This window comes from Sphingopyxis sp. GW821-FHT10B01 (assembly GCF_059415685.1).
Genome location: NZ_JBWKNS010000002.1, coordinates 924,674 through 948,234 on the forward strand (window position 1 = coordinate 924,674; position 23,561 = coordinate 948,234).

A 23,561-nucleotide genomic window follows, 5' to 3' on the forward strand; every position below is an offset into this window, starting at 1 on the left:
TTCAGTGAAGGCCGCGCCGTTCCTGCTGGCGATAGTCGCTCGGCGCCATGCCGAACCAGGCGCGGAACGCGCGGCTGAAATGGCTCTGGCTGGTGAACCCTGTCGCCTCGGACAAGGCGGCGAGGCTGAGATCGGTCTGGACGAGCATCTGCTGCGCGCGATCGAGCCGCGCCTTCATCACATATTGATGCGGCGAGATGCCCGTCGCTTTCTTGAACAGGCGGCAGAAGTGCGACGGGGTGACCCCGGCAACCGATGCCATCGCCTCGAGGCTATGCTCCTCGGCGGGATTGGCGAGTACGGCATTCATGATCTTGTGGAGGCGGTATGCCGAGAAATCCGACACCGGGATTTCGGTCGGGTTGCCGTGCGCGGGCGGACCCGAGAGGATATGCGCCTTCAGCGCATTCACCATCGCCGCGACATAGGCGGTGCGCTCCTCGGCCTGCGGCGCGTAGAGCTCGGACAATATCTGACGGGTCAACGCGACGCCCAAGGGATCGGCGAAGGCGAAGCGCATCTTGTTGAACTGTTCGGCGTGCGGCTGGCCTGCCAGCACATCCGACGACATCGACAAGGTCACGACATCGAGCTCGCCATCGACAAGCCAACCGGTCGGCATCCCTGCGGGAACGATCGTCGCGCAGCCGGGGATCGAGCTCGTTTCGGTCCAGCCGTCGCGGTCCCATGTCTTCACTTGCGGTTTGCCCGCGACATGGACGGTGAAGATCGGCTGCGGCAGCGCGGGAAGGGTGTAGCTGCCGACGAACTGGCGCCAGCGGCAGAGCGACCAGCCATCGCCAAACGATCCCATCTCGACGTCGGGCGCGCGGCCGAGGACGTCGCAGATGATTTCCTTATTGTCCCAGACGCCGTCCTGTTTCACGCTATCAGCCTGACATCGAGCCGCTTGAAGCCGTTGATGAAGTTCGACCGCACGCGGACTGGCTCTCCCATAATCTCTATGCGCCGAACATGACGCGCCATTTGGGCAAAGGCGAGTCGCAATTGCATTTCGGCGAGGCGCGAGCCGACGCAGACATGCACCCCCGCGCCGAAGGCGAGATGCTGACGGATCGGGCGCGCGATGTCGAAGGCGTCGGGATCGGGAAAGACCGACGGGTCGCGATTGCCGCCGGGGTAGAAGACGACGACCTTGTCGCCTTGGCGGATCGCCTGCCCGCCCAGCTCGGTATCGCGCGTGGCGGTGCGGCGCATATGGATCACCGGGCTCGCGTAGCGGACCATTTCCTTGACCGCGTTGGGAAGCAGGCCGGGGTCGGCGCGGATGGCATCCCACTGATCGGGATTGTTTGCGAAGGCGATCAGGCTGTGGTTGATCGAATTGCGCGTCGTCTCGTTGCCGCCGACAAGCGCGAGGATCAGATTGCCGATGAAATCGCCGAGTGGGACGGGCTGTCCATGAATTTCGGTGTTCGCGAGTAACGATGCGATATCGGGGCCGGGGTTGGCGCGGCGTTCCTCGAACAGGGCTGAAGCGAAGCCGATGAATTCGCCCATCACCGCCTGCATCGCCTGCGGTGACTGGCGGAAATCGGGGTCGTCCTCGCCGACGAAAGCATCGGTCCAGCGGTGGAGATCGTGCCACATCTCGGCCGGCACGCCGAGCAGCTCGGCGAGGGTGAGCAGCGGCAGCGGGACGGTGAGGAGCGGCAGGATATCCACCTTCGCGTTCAGCGGCACATCGGCGAACAATCGCTCGACACGCTCGGCGATGCGCGCCTCGATCCCTTCCAGCCGCGCGGGCGACAGCGCGGGCATCACGAATTTGCGGTACTGCGTATGCGTCGGCGGGTCGCGCGAGATGAAAGGGATACCGATCGCCGACTCGCCCGCGCCGGTCAGCCCGACCTCATTTTCGTTGAAAATGCGGTGCCCGCCATTTTCGTGCGCCGACGAAAAGAGGTCGGCCTGCCGCGACACGGCGACGATATCGTCGAATCCCAGCACCGCCCAGAACCCCGCGCCATCGCTTTCGGGGTTCCAGTGGACCGAGCCCGTAGCGCGCAGCGCCGCAAGCTCGGCATAGGGCATGCTACCGACATAGAGATCGGGATCCTTGAGGTTGGTCATCGTCAGAAGCTGTAACGCAGGCTGACGCCATAAGTGCGCGGCGCGCTCGGCACGAGGAAGTTGTACGGGAAGCCTGCACCGCGCAGGTCGAGGCCATAGCCATAGGTTTTGCGCTCGAAGATATTGTTCGCAAACGCGCGGACCGTCAGCGCGTCGTTGCTCCAGCTCAGCGAGGCATTGACCTTGGCATTGGCGCCCTGTTGCAGTTCGCTGTTCACCTGCGGCGTGCCCGGCGCATCGATCTCGTTGAACGGCGAGAAATATTGGCGGCTCGAATAGGCGACATTCGGCGCGAAAGTGATCTTGCCCCCCGCCAGATCGACGACATCCCATTCGAAACCAAGCTGCGCGGTGAGCTTGGGCGCGAAGGGCAGCGAATTGCCCGACAGGTCGGCGCCCTGCAGCGTCAGCTCCTTATATTTCGAATGCAGCCAGCCGAGCGAGGCATCTATGCGGAAGCCGTCGGTGGGGCGCAGCGTCGTTTCGACCTCGAAACCATAGACTTCGGACGACGGCGCGTTGACGAGGAAGGAGACGGGCCCGGCGCGCGTGTCCTGCAACTGCTGGTTCGAATAGTCGTAGTAGAAGGCTGAGGCGGCATAGGTGAGCAGGCGCCCGCCCGCGCGGCCCTTGATCCCGATTTCATAGGCGTTGACGCGTTCGGGCTCGATATAGCCGATCCCGCTCGACGAGGTATAGCCGCCGCCGTTGACCGCGCCCGCGCGATAGCCGCGGTTGTAGCTCGCATAGACGAGCGGGCCGCCGTCGAAGCTGTAGCTCAATGCCACGCGGCCGGTCAGCGCATTGTTGGTATCGGCAAGCGCAAAACGCGCGGCGGGATCATAGGGGCAGGTTCCCGCGACCCCCGGGCAGGGCACCGTCGTCGCGAGCGGCGTCTGCACATCGTCGACCCCGCCCACGAACAGATAAGCGAAGGCATCGTCGTAGCGCGACTTGTCCTTGGTGTAGCGCGCGCCGAGCGTCAGCACGAGCCGGTCGGCGAGGTCGATATCGGCCTGCCCGAACACGGCGTAGCTTTTGCGGACCTGCCGGTAATGCTGGAAGAATCCGCCTGCGGGCGGCAGCGGCAGGTTGAAGCTGTTGTTGGTGATGTTGCGGTCCCAGCCGTAAAAGAGCCCGCCGACGAAGGTCAGCCCGTCACCCTCGTAATTGCCGCGCAATTCCTGGCTGAACTGGCGATAGTTCGAGCGCCAGTTGATATCGAGGACATCGATCGGCGCGCCGTCGGCCGCCTGCTGGAGGTTCTGCTTGCCGCCATCATAGCTGGTGATCGACGTCAGGCTGAGCCTATCGTTCAGTTCGAGGGCGATATTCGCCGAAAAGCCCCACGCGTCGGTGCGATTGTCGCCGATGCGATTCTCGTTGGTCTCGAAAAAGCCGAGCCCGGTGCGGAAGGGTTCGAGGCCGTGCACCGCCGCCTGCGTCCCGCGGTCGCGCCCGGCATAGGCGCGCAGCACGATGTCGAGCGTCTCGGTGGGTTTGACGCGCAGCGAGGCGCGGCCCTGCAGCGTGTCGATCGATGCGGCGTCGCGCCCGCCGGCGAAGACATTTTTGATCTGCCCGTCGCCCTTGGCGTAATTGACCGCGAGGCGGAGCCCGGCGACATCCTCGGCGAGCGTCGCCTCGGCGGCACCCTGCGCGGTGAAGGTGTCGAAATTGGCGTAGCCGACCTGCAGATAGCCGTTGGTACCCGAAAGGCCTGGCTTCTTGGTGATGAAGTTGATCGCGCCGCCGGTGGTGTTGCGCCCGAAGAGCGTCCCCTGCGGCCCGCGCAGCACCTCGATCCGGTCGAGGTCGAACAGCCCCATGCCGTGGCTGGTGCGCGGCGCCAGATAGACGTCGTCGAGATAGACGCCGACCGGTGAGGCCTGGTTGCTGTTATATTCGTTCGCGACCCCGATGCCGCGCAGCGAGAAGTTCGGCTGCGTGTTCCCATAAGGACTGTTGATCTGGAGGTTCGGGACCGCGTCGCCGAGCTGCGCCGAATTGGTGATCCCGCGGTCGGCCAGCGTATCGCCGCCGAGCGCGGTCACCGCGAGCGGGACGTCGAGCAGCGACTGTTCGCGGCGCTGAGCGGTAACGACGATATCGCCCTCGCTCGCGGCGCTGTCGGTCGCGGTCGGCGGCGCATCTTGCGCCATGGCGAAAGTCGATGTCGAAACGGCGAGCGCAGCCAGAATGGCGCGCGCAAATGACGAAGCTGCCATAGTCCTTCTCCCAAAAAGTCGGGGCTTCTGCGAGCCCTGTCGAAGAGGGAAGCTAGGACGGCGCGTCCCGATTGGCTTTAGCGCGCCTTGCAACGAGTTTTGACATTTCTTGTTCGCAGAAACATCGTCCGGAACGGCCGTACGATTTCCGGACAATCATTGAAAAACGGACCGGCCGTGGCGGATGGGTTTCCGCTTGCCGTTTGCGTGCCGGGACGGGATGAGAGGTGTGTCGCAGACACGCAAAGGACAAATTCATGGCACATGGCACCGCCCGCATCGGCAATGATCATTATCGCACCGAGATTTCGGTTGGCGGCCACGACCTTGTTGCCGACGAGGGGGCGGCACTGGGCGGCAAGAATGCAGGACCGGCACCCTACGACCTGCTCCTCGCCAGCCTGGGCGCGTGCACCGCGATCACGCTGCGCATGTATGCCGACCGCAAGGGCTGGCCGCTCGCATCGGTCGAGGTCGGTCTGCGGTTGGAGAACAGGGATGGATTGCAGGTTGACCGGGTGCTGACCATTTCCGGGCTCGACGATGAACAGATGGCCCGGCTTGCCGACATTGCCGAGCGCACGCCCGTAACGTTGACGCTGAAGGGCGGCTTGCCGATCCACACGCGGCTCGCGTGACGGGCTTGCCACTGGACAAGCCCGGAAACACGACTTATATACCAGCCGTTATGGAAATCGATTCCCTTCCGGCCACCAAAGGCCGTCCACGCGAATTCTGCGTCGATGGCGCACTGGCGGCGGCGCTGCGCGTCTTCTGGAGCAAAGGCTATGAGGGCGCGTCGATGGCCGACCTGACCGAGGCGATGGGGATTACCAAGCCCAGCCTTTACGCCGCCTTTGGTAACAAGGAAGCGCTCTTCAACAAGGCGCTCGATCTCTATGAGCGCGAAAAGACCGACTATATGCGCGCCGCGCTCGACGCGCCGACCGCACGCGGCGTGGCCGAACGATTGATGCACGGCGCGCTCGAAATGTACAGTTGCCCGGAAAATCCGAACGGCTGTCTGGGCGTGATCAGCTCGGTCGCCTGCGGTGCCGAAGCCGAATGCATCCGCGAAGCGGTCGTCGCGCGCAGCGCGACGGCAAAGCGCGCGATGCTCGAACGTTTTGCGCGGGCGAAAGAAGAAGGGGATTTTCCCCCTGACACCGACCCCGATGGTCTCGCTGCGTTCCTCACCGCGGTGAATCAGGGAATGGCGGTACAGGCGGGCGCGGGCGCGACGCACGCCGAACTCGAACGGCTGGTCGAAACCAGCCTGAAGCTCTGGCCGGGGCGCTAGAAGAAAAATTTTACTGCCCGGTACAGAATGCCCTTGACGCATCGCAACATAACTTATATACCACTCGGTATACAAAGATAGGGCTCTCCCCCCCGGACCGACCGCTGCGTGACAAAGATCGTGCGGCGGTCGGAACCATCATCATCGAATATTTTCCCGGGAGCGGGTCCTGTTCCGGTCGGGCGTCCGTTGGCGCTCGTCCACAAGATATAACAGGGAGCCGGCGCGCGCATCGAGGATGCGGGCGACCGGAGGCGGCCGTCCTCTTCGAAGAGGGCCGTCTAGCATGAGGACTGTTTCAAGACCGAACCGAAGGCATGCGCTTTCGGTGCCGTGACCCGCTGCGCCTCGCGCGCAACCGAACCGAACGAAAAGAAGAGGGCACTCCATGACCGTCCACACCCCGATCGAAAAGCTCGACCCCGCCGACGCGAAGGTCCGCCGCGAACTCAACACACTCCTCCATCCCGGCCGCGGTCGCCGCGCCGCCTGGATCGGCGCACTGCTCGTGCTGGTCATCGGCGCCTGGTGGTTGCTCCGCGACGGTGCACCGCAAGCCGCCGCGGCTCCGGCTCCCGTGCTGACCGTCGCAGCGCCGATCGCGCGCGATGTGACGCTGTGGGACGAATATATCGGTCGTTTCGAGGCGAGCAAAGCGGTCGAGGTGCGCCCGCGTGTTTCGGGCGCGATTACCGCGATTCACTTCACCGACGGGCAGATCGTCCGCAAGGGCCAGCCGCTCTTCACGATCGACCCGCGTCCCTATCGCGCCGCGCTCGCCGAAGCGCGCGCTTCGGCCGCCAGCGCGCGCAGCGACCTCGCACTCGCGCGGCTCGAACTCGACCGCGCCGGGCGCCTCGTCGATGTCGAAGCGGTTTCGCAGAGCGAGATCGACCGGCTTCGGGCCCGCGTCAACGCAGCCAACGCGGCGCTTGCAGGCGCTGACGCCCGCATCGCGGCGCGCTCGCTCGACGTGGAATTCACTGTCGTTCGCGCGCCGCTCAGCGGTCGCATTTCGGATCGCCAGATCGATGCGGGCAACCTCGTGTCCGCGGGCGACGCCGGCGGAACGCTGCTGACGACGATCAACGCGATGGATCCGATCTATTTCAGCTTCCAGGGCTCCGAAGCCCTGTTCCTGAAGGCCAAGCGCGAAGCCGCCGAAAAGGGCGCGACCGTCGAGGTCCGCCTGCAGGACGAAAGCGATTATCGCTGGAAGGGCCAGCTCGATTTCACCGACAATGGTCTTGATCCGCGCTCGGGCACGATCCGCGCCCGCGCCAGCTTTACCAACCCCGAGATGTTCCTGACTCCCGGCATGTTCGGCAACATGCGCCTGTCGACCGGACAGACGAGCCGTGCGCTGCTGATCCCCGCTGCCGCGGTGCAGACCGATCAGGCGCGCAAGATTGTCTATGTCGTCGGCAAGGACGGAACGGTCGCGGCAAAGCCCGTCGAACTCGGCCCCGAAGTCGATGGCCTGCGTGTCATCCGTTCGGGTCTGACGCCGACCGATCAGGTCGTCATCACCGGTTACCAGTTCGCGCGTCCCGGCACCAAGGCGGTGACCAAGGCGGGCAAGATCGCCGCTTCGGCACCCCAAAAGGGCGCGGCTGCTGCGGTCGAACCGGTGTCGGCGCAGGCGACCTTCACCAAGTGAGTTGAATTAAGCCCCTCCCTTTCGGGGGAGGGGTGGGGTGGGGGCTGTCGGTGTCCCCCCAAGGCCGATGGCCCCACCCCGCTGCGACTGGCGAGCATGCTCGCAGATCTCGCTGCCCCTCCCGCGAGCGGGAGGGGGAGGTTTGGATTTAGACATAGAACAGGGGCTCTCCCATGCGCCTATCCCGCTTTTTCATCGACCGGCCGATCTTCGCTGCCGTGCTCGCTGTCATCATCACCATCGTCGGCGCGGTCGCCTATATCGGCCTGCCGGTCTCGCAATATCCCGACATCGTCCCGCCGACGGTAACCGTTTCGGCAAGCTATCCCGGGGCCTCGGCCGAAACCGTCGCCGACACGGTGGCGGCGCCGATCGAGCAGGAAATCAACGGCGTCGACAACATGCTCTATATGAGCAGCCAGTCGACCGGCGACGGCAATGTCACGATCACCGTAACCTTCAAGATCGGCACCGACCTCGATGCCGCGCAGGTGCTGGTGCAGAACCGCGTCGCGATCGCGACCCCGCGTCTGCCCGAAACGGTGCAGCGGCTTGGCGTCGTGACGCGCAAGACGTCGCCCGACTTCCTGTTGATCGTGAACCTCGTGTCGCCCGACAAGTCGCTCGATCGCGCCTATATCTCCAACTATGCGCTGACCCAGCTGCGCGACCGCCTCTCGCGCATCGACGGCGTCGGCGACGTGCGCCTGTTCGGCAGCCGCGACTATGCGATGCGCGTGTGGATCGATCCCGGCCGCGCCGCCGCGCTCGATCTGACGGCAGGCGAGATCGTCGCCGCGCTGCGCCGCGAAAATGTTCAGGTCGCGGCGGGTTCGCTCGGCCAGCCGCCCTATGCCAATGGCAGCGATTTCCAGCTCAACGTCGAAACGCAGGGCCGCCTGACCGATCCCAAGGATTTTGCCAATATCGTCATCCGCAGCGATGCCGACGGGCGGCAGGTCCGCGTGTCCGACGTCGCGCGCGTCGAACTCGGCGCGGCGGACTATAATTCGAACACCTATCTGTCGGGAGATCCGACGGTCATCCTTGCGACCTTCCAGCGCCCCGGTTCGAACGCGCTCGCGGCGGCGCAGGCCGTCGAAGCCGAAATGGCGGCGGCGTCGAAGAGCTTCCCCAAGGGGCTCGAATATCGCGTCATCTATAACCCCACCGAATTCATCGCCCAGTCGATCGACGCCGTGATGGAAACCCTGTTCGAGGCGGTGATTCTCGTCGTCATCGTCATTCTCGTCTTCCTGCAGAAATGGCGGGCGGCGATCATTCCGGTGCTCGCGATTCCGGTGTCGCTGATCGGGACCTTCGTCGTGCTCGCGGCATTTGGCTACAGCCTCAACAACCTGTCTTTGTTCGGGCTGGTGCTCGCGATCGGCATCGTCGTCGACGACGCGATCGTCGTCGTCGAGAATGTCGAGCGCAACCTCGAACGCGGCATGTCCGCGCTCGAAGCCGCACGCACCTCGATGGACGAAGTGTCGGGTGCGCTCGTCGCGATCGTGCTCGTGCTCTGCGCGGTGTTCGTGCCGACGCTGTTCCTTACCGGCCTGTCGGGTGCCTTCTATCAGCAGTTCGCGGTGACGATCTCGACCGCGACGATCATCTCGCTGATCCTCTCGCTCACCCTGTCGCCCGCGCTCGCGGCGATCCTGCTGCGCCCGCATGCGGAGCCGGAAGGCGAAGGCAAGGGCATGCAGCTCCTGCGCCGCGCTGGTGACAGCTTCAACCGCAATTTCGAACGGATGAGCGATGCCTATGCTGCGCTGACCAGCCGGCTCGTACGCGCGCCGAAGAAGATGATGGTCACTTATGCGGCGCTGATCGCTGCGACGGCGGGGGTGTTCTGGGCGACACCGACGGGCTTTATTCCCGCGCAGGATCAGGGCTATTTTCTCGTCGTGGCCAAACTGCCCTCGGGCGCTTCGGTCGAACGCACCGACGCGGTGCTGAAGAAAGTCGCTGGCCGCGTGCTGCCGATCAAGGGTGTCCTCGGTTCGGTCATGCTCGCGGGTTTCGACGGCCCGTCGCAGACGCTCGCGCCGAACTCGGCTGCTGCCTATTTCCCGCTCAAATCTTTCGAGGAGCGGGGGAAGCTGGGGGTCAAGCTCGACGACATCATCAATCAGGCGCGCGCCAACACGGCCGATATCACCGAGGCGCAGATCGTCATCATCCCGCCGCCGCTGATCCAGGGCATCGGTTCGGCGGGCGGTTACCGGATGATCGTCCAGGATCGCGGCGGGAACGGTTATGCGGCGCTCGCAAAGGAAACGAACAATCTGATCGGCAAGGCGGGTCAGACCCCGGGTCTCGCGAACGTCTTCACCTTCTTCGACCCGACGAACCCGCGCGTCTTTGCCGATATCGACCGGGCGAAGGCCAATATGCTCGGCGTACCGCCCGAACGCGTGTTCGAAGCGTTGCAGGTCTATCTCGGTTCGGCGTTCGTCAACGACTTCAACCTGCTCGGCCGCACCTATCGCGTCACCGCGCAGGCCGATGCGCCCTATCGCCAGACCGTTGCCGATATCGCCAATCTCCAGACGCGGTCGAACTCGGGTGCCATGGTGCCGATCGGATCGGTCGCGAATTTCGAGGATCGCACGGGGCCGTACCGCGTGACGCGCTATAACCTCTTCCCCGCGGTCGAGATCGACGGCGACACCGCTCCCGGTTCCTCGTCGGGTGCATCGCTGACGACGATGGAAAAGATCGCGGCCGAAACGCTGCCCGCGGGCTACGGCACCGAATGGACCGACATCGCCTTCCAGCAAAAGGCGGCAGCGAACACCGCAGGGATCGTCTTCGCGCTCGCGGTGGTCTTCGTCTTCCTCGTGCTTGCGGCACAATATGAAAGCCTGATGCTGCCGCTGGCGATCATCTTCATCGTGCCGATGTGTCTGCTGGCGGCGATGGTCGGGGTCAATCTGCGCGGTATGGACAATAATGTCCTGACGCAGATCGGGCTCGTCGTGCTCATCGCGCTGGCCGCGAAGAATGCGATCCTGATCGTCGAATTCGCCAAACAGGCCGAGGAACAGGACGGCCTGTCGCCGGTCGAAGCCGCGGTGCGTGCCGCGCGTGACCGTCTGCGCCCGATCCTGATGACCAGCTTCGCCTTCATCCTCGGCGCCGTGCCGCTGTTGATCGCAAGCGGGGCAGGGGCCGAGCTGCGCCAGGCGCTCGGCACCGCGGTCTTCTTTGGCATGCTCGGCGTGACGGCGTTCGGCCTCATCTTCACCCCGACCTTCTACGTCGTCGCACGCTCGCTCAGCCACTGGTCGGCCGAGCGGCGCGCCCGGCGCGGGTCGGACGACCACGGGACCGCGCTGCCGGTTCCGGCGGAATAAGGAGCAAGATTATGATCCTTCGCAATATCCTCACCGCCGCCTCGGCTCTGGCGCTCGCCGCCTGCGCCGTCGGCCCCAACTATGCCGAGCCCAAATCGGCGTCGGCACCCGTCGCCACCGGGCCGTTCGTCTCGGCGAACAGCCCTGCGGTGTCGCTCGCGCCGGTCGCGGGCGACTGGTGGCGGCTCTATGACGATCCCGTCCTCGACGGGCTCGTCGCCGATGCGCTCGCCAGTAACACCGACGTTCGCGTCGCGGTTGCCAACATCGCGCGCGCCCGCGCATCGCTTCGCGGTGCACGGGCGGACCGGCTGCCGCAGGGCCAGATCGGCGCCGGCGCCAATTATGGCCGCAGCCCCGAAGGCCAGCGGCTGCCCGGCGCCGACCGCGAGGATTGGGCGGTCGATGTCGGGCTCAACGTCTCTTACGAGGTCGACCTGTTCGGCCGCGTCAGCCGCTCGGTCGAGGCCGCGCGCGGCGACACCGCCGCTGCCGAGGCCAATGCCGACGCGGTGCGCGTGATCGTCGCCGCCGACACGACGCAAGCCTATGCAGATGCCGCCTCGGGCGCCGCGCGGCTCGACGTCGCGCGGCGGATCGTCGGGCTGCTCGACCAGCAAGTGAAGCTGACGCAGCGGCGCAAGGAAGTCGGCATGGCGACGGGGCTCGACCTTGCGCGCATCACGACGCTGCGCGACCAGCGGTCCGCAGATATTCCCTCCATCGAGGCCGAACGGCAGGCGGCGCTTTTCCGCCTCGCGACTCTGACCGGTCGTGCACCTGCCGCGTTGCCCGCCATCGCCGGCGACCGCAACATCAGCCTCGAAATCACCGATCCCATCCCGGTCGGTGATGGGGCGGCGCTCTTAAAGCGCCGTCCCGACATTCGCGCCGCCGAGCGCCGCCTTGCCGCCGACACCGCGCGCATCGGCGTCGCGACGGCGGATCTTTATCCGCGCATCACGCTCGGCGGCTCGGCCGGTTCGACCGGGTCGGGCTTCGGCGACATCTTCGGCGGCGGGCCGATTCGCTGGTTGCTCGGGCCGCTGCTCAACTGGGCCTTCCCCAATCAGGAACCCGCGCGCGCGCGCATCGCCGCGGCCGAGGCCGATACGCAGGCGTCGCTTGCCGAATTCGACGGCACGGTGCTGCGCGCGCTCGAGGAAACCGAGACCGCACTGTCATCTTACGCCCGCTCGCTCGAACAGCGGCAGGCGCTGCGCGCCGCACGCGACCAGTCCGAACGCGCCGCGCGGATCGTCCGCGCCAAGCGCGAGGAAGGGGCGTCGGATTCGTTCGAATGGCTCGACGCCGAGCGGACATTCGCCGAGGCCGAAGCGACCCTGGCCGAGCAGGACGGACAGATTTCGCGGCGCCAGATCGCGCTGTTCCGCGCGCTTGCGGGCGGCTGGTCGACCTAGGCGGCCGTCGCCTCCGCCGGGACCAGCGGCACGACGCGCAGCATCGCGAGCGCGGCGAGCAGCAAGGTCGCGGCGGCAAAAGCCATGGTGTAGATCGGCTCGCCGGGAAAAAAGGCCGTCATGATCGATCCCATGACGGTCGCAACGAGCAATTGGGGTACGACAACGAAGACGTTGAACAACCCCATATAGATGCCGAGCTTGGCCTGCGGCAGGCTGGACGCGAGCATGGCATAGGGCATTGCGAGCACCGACGCCCAGAAGACTCCGATGAAAATCTCGCTCGCGATCAAATGACCCGGGTCGCGCAGGAGGAAAAAGCTGCCGTAACCGATCGCGCCGCAGACGAGCCCGACGATATGTGTGCGTGCCTGCCCGATCCGCGCCGACAGCCAGGGGAGCAAGGTGAGCGCCGCGATCGCCGCGACGGCGTTATAGATGGCGAACAACTCGCCGACCCAGTTGCCCGCGTCCTGATAGGTGGCGCTGGCTGCGTCGGTCGATCCGAAATGATATTGGGCGACGATCGGGGTGGTGTTGATCCACATGATGAACAAGGCCGACCAGCTGAAGAACTGGACGAGCGCAAGGCGCTTCATCAACTCGGGCATCCCTGAAAAATCGCCGACGATGCTGGAAAGCATATTCTTCTCGTTCCCCGCGCGGGCGAGCGCGATGGCGAGAATGCTTGCGAGGCCATATCCGATCAGCAGCGCGCCGAGCAGCAGCACCTCGCGCAGCAGTGCAAACTCGAACCGGATGGCGACGACCGCGATTCCCGCCGCCATCCATCCCAGGCTGCCTGCATAGCTGTGCGAGGCGAGCGCGCGGATCGCGGGTGCTTCGGCGTGACGATCTTGCGCCTCGAAGGTCGCCATCTCGCCCGGATCATATTCGCGCGTCGTGACGACAGTCCAGAGCACCGACAGGAACAGCGCGAGCCCGCCGAACCAGAAGGCATAGCGCACCGTGTCGGGAATCTGCCCCGGCGGCGCGACATTGGCGACCCCCATCGCTTCCATCAAAGCCGGGAACAGCGATCCCACGACCGCGCCCGCGCCGATGAAGGCGGTCTGTACCGCATAGCCGACGCTGTGCTGGTCGCGCCGCAGCATGTCGCCGACGAACGCGCGGAACGGCTCCATCGAAATGTTGAGCGAGGCGTCGAGAATCCACAGCATCATCGCTGCGAACCAGATTGCCGGGCTTTCGGGCATCGCGAACAGCGCGATCGCGGCGAGGATCGCGCCGGCAAGGAAATAGGGGCGGCGTCGCCCAAGCCGGCCGAGCCAGGTCCGGTCGCTCATATGGCCGATAATCGGCTGAACGAGCAGCCCGGTGAGCGGTGCCGCAATCCAGAGGCCGGGGAGCTTCTCGATATCTTCGCCGAGCGACTGGAAGATGCGGCTCATATTCGCATTTTGCAGCGCGAAGCCGATCTGGATGCCGAAAAAGCCGAAGCTGATATTCCACAGGCCGGCAAAGCCTTGCTGCGGCTTGTCCATCACGCGTCTCCCCACCGGGCCGCGTCTCGCGGCTCTCGTCGGGTGCCGGTGTTGCAGCGTGGACGGCGGCAGGGCAAGCTTGGCGGGGCTACGTATACGAATACGTGGAGAATCGGCCGATGACCGGAAGCGGACGTTGACCCTATCGTCACCCGGGGCCTGCCTTGTCTTCCGCGATGCTGGAAAGAAAGAAGGCGGGGTACGGGGCACCACCCCAACGCCGTCCCGCGACGCTTCCCTAAACCGCCGTACTCTGCCGCCGGATCAACCGCGCGGGCAGCATCCGTTGTTCGACCGGCCGGTCATCGATGCGAGCGAGCAGGGCGTCGACGAGCAGCGTCCCCGCGCTTTTCAAGTCCTGCATCACCGTGGTCAGCGTCGGCGAGGTCAGGCTGGCGGCGGGGATGTCGTCGAAGCCGATGATCGCAACATCTTGCGGCAGGCGCAGCCCGGCTTCGGCCAGCGCGCGCATCGCGCCGATCGCGATCAGGTCGCTCGCGGCAAAGACCGCGTTGAAGGGCTGGCCGCCGGCCAGCAGCGACTTTGCCGCCGCATAGCCCGATTCCTCCGACGAGACCGCGTCGCGCTGCAGCGCCGGGTCGGGCTCGGCGCCCGCGGCGCGCATCGCGCGGCAGAGCCCGGTGTAGCGGTCCTGAAATTCGGGGGCATGATCCGACGCATCGCCGAGGAAGGCGATATCTCGCCGCCCGATCTCGATCAGATGTTCGCCCGCCTGTTCGCCCGCGCCGACATTGTCCGATCCGACGGTCAGCCCGATGCCGTCGCCGGACACCGAACCCCAGCGCACGAATTTCGTCCCCATCTCGACCAGATGCTCGAGCTTGGTGAGGTAGAGCTGGTAATCGCCATAGCCGAGCAGGATGATCCCGTCGGAACGATGGCTGTCCTGATAGGTGACGTGCCAGTCGTTGTGCATCTGCTGGAAACTGATGAGCAGATCGTAACCGCGCAGTGCGCATTCGCGCGTGATCGACCCCAGCATCGACAGAAAGAAGGGGTTGATCATCGATTCGTCGGGGGTCGGGTCCTCGAAAAAAAGCAGGGCAAGCGTGTGGGTGCGCTGCGAGCGCAGGCTCGATGCGTTTTTGTCGACCGTGTAGTTGAGCTCGCGCGCGATGCGTTCGATGTTGGCGCGGGTGGCGGCGCTGACCGATTTGCTGCCGCGCAGCGCACGCGACACGGTGGGTTGCGACACGCCCGCCAGATAGGCGATGTCGAAGCTAGTCGGCTTGGCCGAGGGCAGGCGCCCCATGCTGATCTCCCTGTCTTGGCGGCCTTGTCGTTGACCGTTGCTTCGGGCGTGAACCTAGCCGTCGCTCCGGCCGATGCCAAGAATTTGCACACCGCCGAACGCGGCGTCCGAGGCCGGGAAAAGCGTGTCATTCCGGTGACAGAGCGCCCGGCTGCATAATATGCGTATACGTATACCCACTGGCCGCGCCCGGCGATTGGCTCCAATTGCAAAGCCGAGATGGGAAAACCCACGCTTCGATGAGAGGATGCTGCGCGGCGCGAATGCCGCCCCCTTTTGCCGTCGCCGGTCAGACCGCCCATCGCAGCAGGGGAAGTTTCAAATGACCAGGACGACCAGTCTTCGCCGCGGTGCCAGCGCCATGGCGCTCGGCTTTGCCTTGACCGCTTTCTTGCCGGGCGTGGCGATGGCACAGGATGCCGACACGGCACCGGTCGCCGACGCGGCTCCCGCCGAAGGCGAGATCGTCGTCAGCGGCATCCGCGGCGCCATCAACAATTCGGTTCAGGCGAAGAAGGCGAACACCTCGATCGTCGAGGTGATCTCGGCCGAAGACATCGGCAAGCTGCCCGACCTGTCGATCGCCGAATCGCTGTCGCGCCTGCCGGGCCTCGCGACGCAGCGGCTCGACGGCCGCGCCAATGTCGTGTCGATCCGCGGCCTCGCTCCCGACTTCACCACGACTTTGCTCAACGGCCGCGAACAGGTTTCGGCGGGCAACAACCGCGGCGTCGAGCTCGACCAATATCCGTCCGAACTGCTCAACGGCGCCGTCGTCTACAAGACCCCCGACGCGTCGCTGATCGGGCAGGCGCTCGGCGGCACGATCGATATGCGGACGGTGCGTCCGCTCGCATACGGCAAGCGCGCCCTCGCGGTCGGTGCGCGCTTCGAGATCAACGACCTCGGCAAGCTCAATCCCGATATTTCGAACAAGGGGTATCGCGCCAACATCTCCTATATCGACCAGAATGCCGACGGCACGCTCGGCTGGGCGATCGGCTATGCGCGGATGCAGTCGCCGACCGCCGAGGAACGCTTCAACGCCTGGGGCTATCCCGAGGCGACCGACGGCACGAATACGGCTTTCATCATCGGCGGCGCCAAGCCCTATGTGAAATCGAACGAGCTGAAGCGCGACGGCGTGATGGCGGTCATCGAATGGGAACCCAGCGACAAATTCCACACGACGATCGACGGCTATTGGTCGAAGTTCAAGGACGAGCAGCGGCTGCGCGGGGTCGAGTTCCCGCTCGCGTGGGGCAATTCGACGCTGCTGCCGGGCTTCACCATCGAAGACGGGCTGGTAACAAAGGGTGTCTGGTCGGGCACCGAGGCGGTGATGCGCAACGATGTCGTCCATCGCACTTCGACGATCATCGCGGGGGGATGGAACACGAAGTTCAAGCCCAATGACAGGCTGACGCTCGAACTCGACCTTGGCTATTCGCGGCTCAAGAAAACCGAGGAAAATCTTGAAATCTATCTCGGCACCGGCCGCGGCCAGGGCGTCGGCGCGCGCGAAACCGCGCTGGGTTTCGAAATGCGCCCGAACGGGGGCATCATGTTCAACCCTTCGCTCGACTATGCCGATCCCAATCTGTTCGTGATCACCGATCCGCAGGGCTGGAACAGCTGTGGCGGTGCGGTTCCCAACTGCCAGGACGGCTTCGTCAACACGCCGCGGATCAAGGATGAGCTGAAGTCGCTCCGCCTGCAGGCGACGCAGGAACTGGACGGTGTGCTCAGCAGCCTGCGCGTCGGCGCTAATTATTCGGACCGCAAGAAAAGCCTCGACGATCGCGGCTTCGTGCTGACCAGCAAAAATTATCCGGCGAACACAGCGGTGCCCGCCGATTATCTCTATGACCCGGTGTCGCTCGATTTCATCGGTATCCCCGGCATGGTCGCGTTCGACAGCTGGCGTTTCTACAACGACGACAATTACAGGCTGACCGATGGGGCCGGTTTTGATCCGGCGCGCGTCTTCAACGATTATACGATCCGCGAAAAGGTCCTGACCGGCTTCGTCCAGGCGAATTTCGACGCCGATGCGGGGAGCACGCCGATCCGCGGCAATGTCGGCCTCCAGATCGTTCATTCGGATCAGACGGGGTCCAGCTTTTATGCCCAGGTCGTGGGCGGTGTAACCCAGTCGACGCCGGTTACCGACGGCGACACCTATACCGACTTCCTGCCGAGCCTGAACCTGTCGGTCGAGTTTGCCGACAACACTTTCCTGCGCTTCGGCGCCGCGCGCATGCTGGCGCGCGCGCGCATGGATCAGCTGAAGCCGGGCGGCGGGGTCAATTTCGATACGTCGAAGCGGGGTAACACCGACATCAACGCCTCGCCCTGGTCGCTCGATCTGGGCAATGCGAAGCTGCGTCCGCTGATGGCCGATACGGTCGACATCGGGCTGGAGAAATATTTCGGCCAGGGCGGTTATGTCTCGCTGGGCGGTTTCTACAAATATCTCGAAAATTATATCTACCGCCAGATCAATGAATTCGACTTTACCGACTTCGAGGTTCCCGACGGCGGAACGGCCGGCACGCGTACCGGGCTCAGCAAGCAATGGCTGAACGGCAATGCCGGCCGCGTTTATGGCGCCGAAGCATCCTTCTCGTTGCCTTTCGCAAACCTCTCCCAATCGCTTGACGGCTTCGGGGTGCTCGGCAGCGCGTCCTTTACCAAGAGCCGCGTGCGCGAAAGCGGGCCCGACCCGATCTCGATGCCGGGCCTGTCGAAATGGGTCTTGAACGGAACCGCCTATTTCGAAAAGGACGGTTTTCAGGTGCGTGCGTCGGGCCGTTACCGCTCCAAATTCCTCGCCGAGGTTTCGACCATCAGCCTCGCCCGCGACGTGTTCATGGCCAAGAGCGAGTTCGTCGTCGATGCGCAGGTCGGCTATACCTTCCAGGGCGGTACGCTCGAAGGCCTGGGCATCCTGCTCCAGGCATCGAACCTCACGAACGAGCCTTTCGTGACCTATTACAACAATGACCCGCGCCAGATCCGCGACTATCAGAATTATGGTCGCAACTTCATGGCCGGTATCACCTACAAGTTCTGACACGGCACGCCGGCGGGGCTGAGGCTCCGTCGGCGGCGGCGCCGAACGCGCGGGCAAGAGAGGAAGTGGACAGGGTGGGCGAGTCTTTCATCGCACAACATGGCACGGCAGGCGCGCCCGCATGAGCCTTTTCGCATCGATGATTGCGCTGAGCCTCGCGGGTGGGGCGCCCGCAGCAGCCCCAGCCGGCGATTATCGCCAGCGGCCGCCCGAGGACGAGATCATCTATTTTGTCCTTCCCGATCGCTTCGAGAATGGCGATCCAAAGAATGATCGCGGCGGGCTCAAGGGCGACCGGCTCCAGACCGGTTATGATCCCGCCGCGAAGGGCTTTTTCCATGGCGGCGACCTGGCGGGCCTGACCAAAAGGCTCGATTATATCCAGGGCATGGGGACGACTGCGATCTGGTTCGCACCGATCTTCAAGAACAAGCCGGTGCAGGGGCCGAAGGGCGACGAGAGCGCGGGCTATCACGGTTATTGGGTCACCGATTTCACGCAGGTCGACCCCCATTTCGGCACCAATGCCGAGTTCAAGGCGTTCGTCGACGCGGCGCATGCAAAGGGCATGAAGGTCTATATGGACATCATCGCCAACCACACCGCCGACGTGATCCGCTACAAGGAAGGCGAGGCGGAGGGTTTCCCTTATCGCGCGATCGCCGGCTATCCCTTTTCGCGGCGCGGCGGGATCGGCGGCGCGCCGATCAACCCGGGCTTCGCGGGCGATCATGTCGCCGACGCAGAGAACTGGAAGAAGCTGACCGATCCGGCCTTCGCTTACACCCCGGTCGTCCCCAAGGGCGAGGAGAGGGCAAAGGTTCCGGCCTGGCTTAACGACCCCGCTTATTATCACAATCGCGGCAACAGCGACTGGGTTGGCGAGTCCGCACTTTATGGCGACTTTGCCGGGCTCGACGATCTCGCGACCGAGAATCCGCGCGTTGTTCAGGGCTTCATCGACATCTATGGCCGCTGGATCGACGCGTTCGGCATCGACGGCTTCCGCATCGATACTGCCAAGCATGTGAACCCCGAATTCTGGCAGGCGTTCGTTCCCGCGATGCTGGCGCGCGCGAAGGCGCGGGGCATCCCGAATTTCCATATCTTCGGCGAGGTCTATGTCGATGCGGTCGATCCGGGCGCGCTCGCCCGCTACACCCATGCGGCGGGGCTGCCTGCAGTGCTCGATTTCGGCTTCGCGCGTGCGGCGATCGATGCGGTCAGCGGGACGAAGGGCACCGACCAGTTCGCCAAGTTGTTCGACGGCGACTTGCTCTACAAGGGCGGCGCGGCGGCGGCGCTTCAGCTGCCGACCTTCCTCGGCAATCACGACATGGGCCGCTTCGCGATGTTCGTCAAACAAGCGAACCCGGAGGCAAGCGAGGCCGAACTGCTCCAGCGGGTGATGCTCGGGCACAGTTTGATGCTGACGCTGCGCGGGGTGCCGACGATCTATTATGGCGACGAGCAGGGATTTGTTTCGGACGGCAATGACCAGCTTGCGCGCGAGGATATGTTCGCCTCGAAGGTCGCCGCCTATAACGACAATGATCTGATCGGCAGCGATGCGACGACCGCGGCCGCGAATTTCGACCCCGCGCACCCGCTCTATCGCCATATCGCGGCGCTGGCCGACATCCGCCGCAAGGCGCCGGCACTGACCCGCGGCATCACCAAGGTCCGTGCCTTCTCCGAAAAGCCCGGCCTGCTCGCCGTGTCGCGCTTCGATCCCGACACCGGACGCGAGGTGCTGCTGGCCTATAATACGTCTGCGGCGCCGTTGTCGGCGAACATTGCCATCGATATGAAAAGTGCAGGCTTTACCGCGCTCCACGGTTCCTGTCCGTCACGGCCCGCCGCGCCGGGCAGCATCCATCTTTCCCTCCCCGCCTTCGGCACGATCATCTGCCAGGCCAGCGAATAAGCGGAACCCTTGTGACGACGAACCAGCCCCTAGTTCAGGACGAACCTTTGAACGCGGCCGCCGCGAACCCGTGGTGGAAGGGCGCGGTGATCTATCAGGTCTATCCGCGCAGCTTCGCCGATTCGAACGGCGACGGCATCGGCGACCTTGCCGGCATCACCGCGCGGCTCGACTATATCGCATCGCTGGGCGTCGATGCGATCTGGCTGTCGCCCTTCTATCCCTCGCCGATGGACGATTTCGGATATGACATCGCCGATTATTGCGGGGTCGATCCGATCTTCGGCTCGCTCGCCGATTTCGACGCGCTGGTGACGCGCGCGCATGCGCTGGGGCTGAAGGTCACGACCGACCTCGTCTTCGCGCATACGTCGGACCAGCACGCATGGTTTGCGACAAGCCGCGCGAGCCGCGAGAATGCCAAGGCCGACTGGTATGTCTGGGCCGACGCCAAACCCGACGGCTCGCCGCCGACCAACTGGCAGTCGGTGTTCGGCGGCCCGGCGTGGACGTGGGACGCGCGGCGCGGCCAATATTATATGCACAATTTCCTCGGTACCCAGCCGCAGCTCAACGTCCACAACCGCGACGTGCAGGACGCGCTGCTCGGCGTCGCGCGTTTCTGGCTCGACCGCGGCGTCGACGGCTTTCGCATCGATGCGATCAATTTCGCGATGCACGACCCCGAACTCCGCGACAATCCGCCGGCGCCCCCGTCGAACAAGGTTCGCACCCGGCCGTTCGATTTCCAGCAGAAAATCTATAACCAGTCGCACCCCGACATCGCCCTGTTCCTCGAACGTATCCGCGCGCTGACCGATGAATATCCGGGCAGCTTCACGGTGGCCGAGGTCGGCGGCGACGATGCGGTGCGCGAGATGAAGCTGTTCACCGCGGGGACACGGCGTCTCAACAGCGCCTATGGCTTCGACTTCCTCTATGCCGAGCGGCTGACGCCGCAGCTGGTGCGCGAGGCAGCCGAGCAATGGCCCGACGCGCCGGGGCTCGGCTGGCCGAGTTGGGCGTTCGAGAATCACGACGCGCCGCGCGCGGTGTCGCGCTGGACCCCCGAAGGCGTCGACGGCGCCGCTTATGCGCGGATGAAGATGGCGCTGCTCTGCGCGCTGCGCGGTAACATCATCATCTATAATGGTGAGGAACTCGGGCTCGACCAGGTCGATATCCCGTTCGAACTGGTGCAGGACCCCGAAGCGCTCAAGAACTGGCCGCTGACGCTGTCGCGCGATGGTGCACGGACGCCGCTGCCGTGGGCGGCCGGCGAAGCGAACGCCGGTTTTTCGCCCGCCGATCCGTGGCTGCCGCTCGGCCCCGCGCACCGCGACCTCGCGGTCGACCGGCAACAGCAGGACCCGCAATCGCTGCTCAACCTGACGCGCGAGCTGGTCGCGCTGCGCGCCGCTCACCCGGCGCTGCGCCTCGGGCGCGATGCGCGCTGGGTTGCCGAAGACGACCTGCTCGCCTTCGACCGGATCGCCGACGGTCAGCATGTCCGTTGCCTGTTCAACCTCGGCGGTAACCCGATCGACATCGCGGCGCACACCGTTGGCGGAACCCCACTCGTTGCCCTCAATGGCGCAGATGCGGCCGCGCTGCCGCCATGCGGCACCCTCTGGCTGAATCTTGAAGGAACCAATTGATGCGTAGCCTGCTCGCCGTCGTTTCGCTGTTCGCCGCCGCGGCCGCGCCCGCCATGGCGCAGGACTCCCGGCCGTCGCAAATCGCTGCCTCGCCCGACGGCAGCATCACGCTTACCGTCTCGACCGATAGCGACCAGCGGCCGACCTGGGCGCTGTCGCGCAAGGGCAAGCTGCTGATTGCGCCGTCGAGGCTCGGTTTCATCCTGACCGACGGGATCGGCTTGCAAGGCGGGTTTTCGATCGAGGGTGCTGAAAAGGCCGACGCCGACACGACATGGGAATTGCCGTGGGGCGAGCGCCGTTTCGTGCGCAATCACTATAACGAACTGCTCGTCCGCTTCCGTCAGCATGAAAGCTGGGGCGGCCACACGATCAACGTCCGTTTTCGCCTGTTCGACGACGGCATCGGCTTTCGCTACGAACTGCCCGAGCAGGCGGGGCTGAAGACCGCGAAGATCGCCGACGAGGTCACCGAATTCGACATCGCGCCCGAGGGCACCGCCTGGTGGATCACTGGCGGCGAGTGGAACCGTTACGAGCAAATCTACCAGAAGACGCCGATCGATGCGGTTGCGACCGCGCATACGCCGATTACGATGCGCCTCGACGACGGCACACATCTGGCGTTCCACGAGGCGGCGCTGGTCGATTATTCGGGCATGTGGTTCAAACGCGCCGAGGGGCGCAAATTCCGCTCGACGCTGTCGCCTTCGTCGCGCGGTGCGCGGGTGATTCGCGACCTGCCGTGCAACACGCCTTGGCGCACGATCCGCATCGCCGACGATGCGGCGGGGCTGGTCGAAAGCGACCTCGAACTCAACCTCAACGAACCCAACAAGCTCGGCGACGTCAGCTGGGTCAAGCCGATGAAATATATCGGTATCTGGTGGGGGATGATCCGCGGCGACTGGAGCTGGGCGGAGGGTCCGAACCATGGCGCGACGACCGAACGGACCAAGCAATATATCGACTTTGCCGCGAAGCACGGTTTTGGCGGCGTGCTGGTCGAAGGGTGGAACAAGGGCTGGGACAGCAATTGGTTCGGTCATGGCGACCAGTTCAGCTACACCCAACCCACCGCCGATTTCGACCTGAAGGCGGTCACCGACTATGCGCGCAAAAAGGGCGTGACGCTGATCGGCCATCATGAGACCGGCGGCAATATCGCGGTCTATGAAGAGCAACTCGACGACGCGATGAAGCTGTACGGTCAGCTCGGGGTGAAGGCGGTGAAGACCGGCTATGTCGCCGATGCCGGCGGCATCGTCGCGGCGGGCGAGACGCCGGGCTCGACCGCGATGGAATGGCACGACGGCCAGCGCCAGGTGCAGCACCATCTGAAGGTCGTCCAGACTGCGGCGAAGTACAAGATCGCGGTCAATCCGCACGAACCGGTCAAGGATACCGGGCTCCGCCGCACTTACCCGAACTGGGTCGCACGCGAGGGTGCGCGGGGCATGGAATATAATGCGTGGAGCGCCTTCGCGAGCGGCGGCCCCGACCATGAACCGACGCTCGTCTATACGCGCATGCTGTCGGGTCCGATGGATTACACGCCGGGGGTGCTGAGCCTCGAGGGAGCGAACAAGGCGCCCTTCGCCTCGACGCTCGCGAAGCAGCTCGGCCTGTATCTCGCGATCTATTCGCCGATCCAGATGGCCGCCGACTTCGTCGAGAATCTGGAGGCGCATCCGCGCGAGCTGGAATTTATCAAGGCCGTGCCCGCCGACTGGGCCGACAGCCGGCTGATCGCGGGCGAGGTCGGCGACTATGCGATTTTTGCGCGCAAGGACCGGAACAGCGCCGACTGGTATGTCGGCGGGGTCAACGACGCCACCGAACGCACGTTGACGCTGAACTTCGATTTCCTCGATGCGGGCAAGAGTTACACCGCCACCGTCTATAAAGACGGTGCGGGCGCGACCTATCTCACCGACGCCCGGCACAGGATCGCCTATGAAACGATCAAGGTGAAGAAGGGGGATACATACAAGCTGTGGCTCGCTCCCGGCGGCGGCGCGGCGATCCGCCTCCATCCCGGCAAATAGGCCGTC

14 protein-coding genes are annotated in these 23,561 nt (G+C 64.7%); 9 read left to right on the plus strand and 5 right to left on the minus strand.

Annotated features, from left to right (window positions below; genetic code table 11):
* Position 1 precedes the first annotated feature (1 nt).
* The 3 genes from AC07NV_RS08850 to AC07NV_RS08860 are packed head-to-tail and all read right to left on the minus strand — an operon-like array spanning position 2 to position 4,322.
* The gene (locus tag AC07NV_RS08850) at positions 2 to 886 is read right to left on the minus strand and encodes a helix-turn-helix domain-containing protein (protein WP_495165945.1); all 885 of its coding nucleotides are present in this window, start codon (positions 884 to 886) and stop codon (positions 2 to 4) included.
* Complete coding sequence (locus tag AC07NV_RS08855; RefSeq protein WP_495165946.1) at positions 883 to 2,094, minus strand: cytochrome P450; 1,212 nt, start codon at positions 2,092 to 2,094, stop codon at positions 883 to 885. The genes AC07NV_RS08850 and AC07NV_RS08855 overlap by 4 nt, the downstream gene beginning before the upstream one ends.
* A 2-nt stretch (positions 2,095 to 2,096) precedes the next feature.
* Positions 2,097 to 4,322 carry a TonB-dependent receptor gene (locus tag AC07NV_RS08860; RefSeq protein ID WP_495165947.1) on the minus strand — a complete coding sequence of 742 codons (2,226 nt, stop codon included), beginning with the start codon at positions 4,320 to 4,322 and terminating at the stop codon, positions 2,097 to 2,099.
* A 257-nt stretch (positions 4,323 to 4,579) separates the two neighbouring features.
* Between AC07NV_RS08860 and AC07NV_RS08865 the strand changes: the two genes are divergently transcribed.
* The 5 genes from AC07NV_RS08865 to AC07NV_RS08885 all read left to right on the plus strand — a co-directional run bounded on the left by AC07NV_RS08865 (position 4,580) and on the right by AC07NV_RS08885 (position 12,068).
* On the plus strand, positions 4,580 to 4,960 hold the full coding sequence (locus AC07NV_RS08865) for an OsmC family protein (RefSeq protein ID WP_495165948.1): 381 nt from the start codon (positions 4,580 to 4,582) through the stop codon (positions 4,958 to 4,960).
* A 50-nt stretch (positions 4,961 to 5,010) separates the two neighbouring features.
* A complete protein-coding gene (locus AC07NV_RS08870; RefSeq protein WP_495165949.1) occupies positions 5,011 to 5,622 on the plus strand; it encodes a TetR/AcrR family transcriptional regulator in 612 nt (203 codons plus the stop codon).
* A gap of 388 nt (positions 5,623 to 6,010) precedes the next feature.
* The gene (locus AC07NV_RS08875) at positions 6,011 to 7,282 is read left to right on the plus strand and encodes an efflux RND transporter periplasmic adaptor subunit (RefSeq protein ID WP_495165950.1); all 1,272 of its coding nucleotides are present in this window, start codon (positions 6,011 to 6,013) and stop codon (positions 7,280 to 7,282) included.
* A 173-nt stretch (positions 7,283 to 7,455) separates the two neighbouring features.
* Positions 7,456 to 10,647, plus strand: a complete 3,192-nt coding sequence (locus AC07NV_RS08880; RefSeq protein ID WP_495165951.1) for an efflux RND transporter permease subunit — start codon at positions 7,456 to 7,458, stop codon at positions 10,645 to 10,647.
* A gap of 11 nt (positions 10,648 to 10,658) precedes the next feature.
* Complete coding sequence (locus tag AC07NV_RS08885) at positions 10,659 to 12,068, plus strand: efflux transporter outer membrane subunit (protein WP_495165952.1); 1,410 nt, start codon at positions 10,659 to 10,661, stop codon at positions 12,066 to 12,068.
* On the opposite strand, the gene AC07NV_RS08890 is transcribed toward AC07NV_RS08885, so the two are convergent.
* Positions 12,065 to 13,573 (minus strand): MFS transporter, encoded by a 1,509-nt coding sequence (locus tag AC07NV_RS08890; RefSeq protein WP_495165953.1) that lies wholly within the window; start codon positions 13,571 to 13,573, stop codon positions 12,065 to 12,067. The genes AC07NV_RS08885 and AC07NV_RS08890 overlap by 4 nt on opposite strands.
* A 238-nt stretch (positions 13,574 to 13,811) precedes the next feature.
* Complete coding sequence (locus AC07NV_RS08895) at positions 13,812 to 14,846, minus strand: LacI family DNA-binding transcriptional regulator (RefSeq protein WP_495165954.1); 1,035 nt, start codon at positions 14,844 to 14,846, stop codon at positions 13,812 to 13,814.
* Between the two features lie 322 nt (positions 14,847 to 15,168).
* On the opposite strand from AC07NV_RS08895, the gene AC07NV_RS08900 reads away from it, so the two are divergent.
* The 4 genes from AC07NV_RS08900 to AC07NV_RS08915 all read left to right on the plus strand — a co-directional run bounded on the left by AC07NV_RS08900 (position 15,169) and on the right by AC07NV_RS08915 (position 23,555).
* On the plus strand, positions 15,169 to 17,922 hold the full coding sequence (locus tag AC07NV_RS08900; RefSeq protein WP_495165955.1) for a TonB-dependent receptor: 2,754 nt from the start codon (positions 15,169 to 15,171) through the stop codon (positions 17,920 to 17,922).
* Between the two features lie 121 nt (positions 17,923 to 18,043).
* Positions 18,044 to 19,849 (plus strand): alpha-amylase family glycosyl hydrolase, encoded by a 1,806-nt coding sequence (locus tag AC07NV_RS08905; protein WP_495165956.1) that lies wholly within the window; start codon positions 18,044 to 18,046, stop codon positions 19,847 to 19,849.
* A gap of 47 nt (positions 19,850 to 19,896) precedes the next feature.
* Positions 19,897 to 21,507: an alpha-amylase family glycosyl hydrolase gene (locus AC07NV_RS08910; protein WP_495165957.1), complete on the plus strand. Its 1,611-nt coding sequence runs from the start codon at positions 19,897 to 19,899 to the stop codon at positions 21,505 to 21,507.
* Positions 21,507 to 23,555, plus strand: coding sequence for a glycoside hydrolase family 97 protein (locus tag AC07NV_RS08915; protein ID WP_495165958.1), 2,049 nt, complete (start codon positions 21,507 to 21,509; stop codon positions 23,553 to 23,555). Before AC07NV_RS08910 ends, AC07NV_RS08915 begins: the two co-directional genes overlap by 1 nt.
* The last annotated feature ends 6 nt before the right edge of the window (positions 23,556 to 23,561 follow it).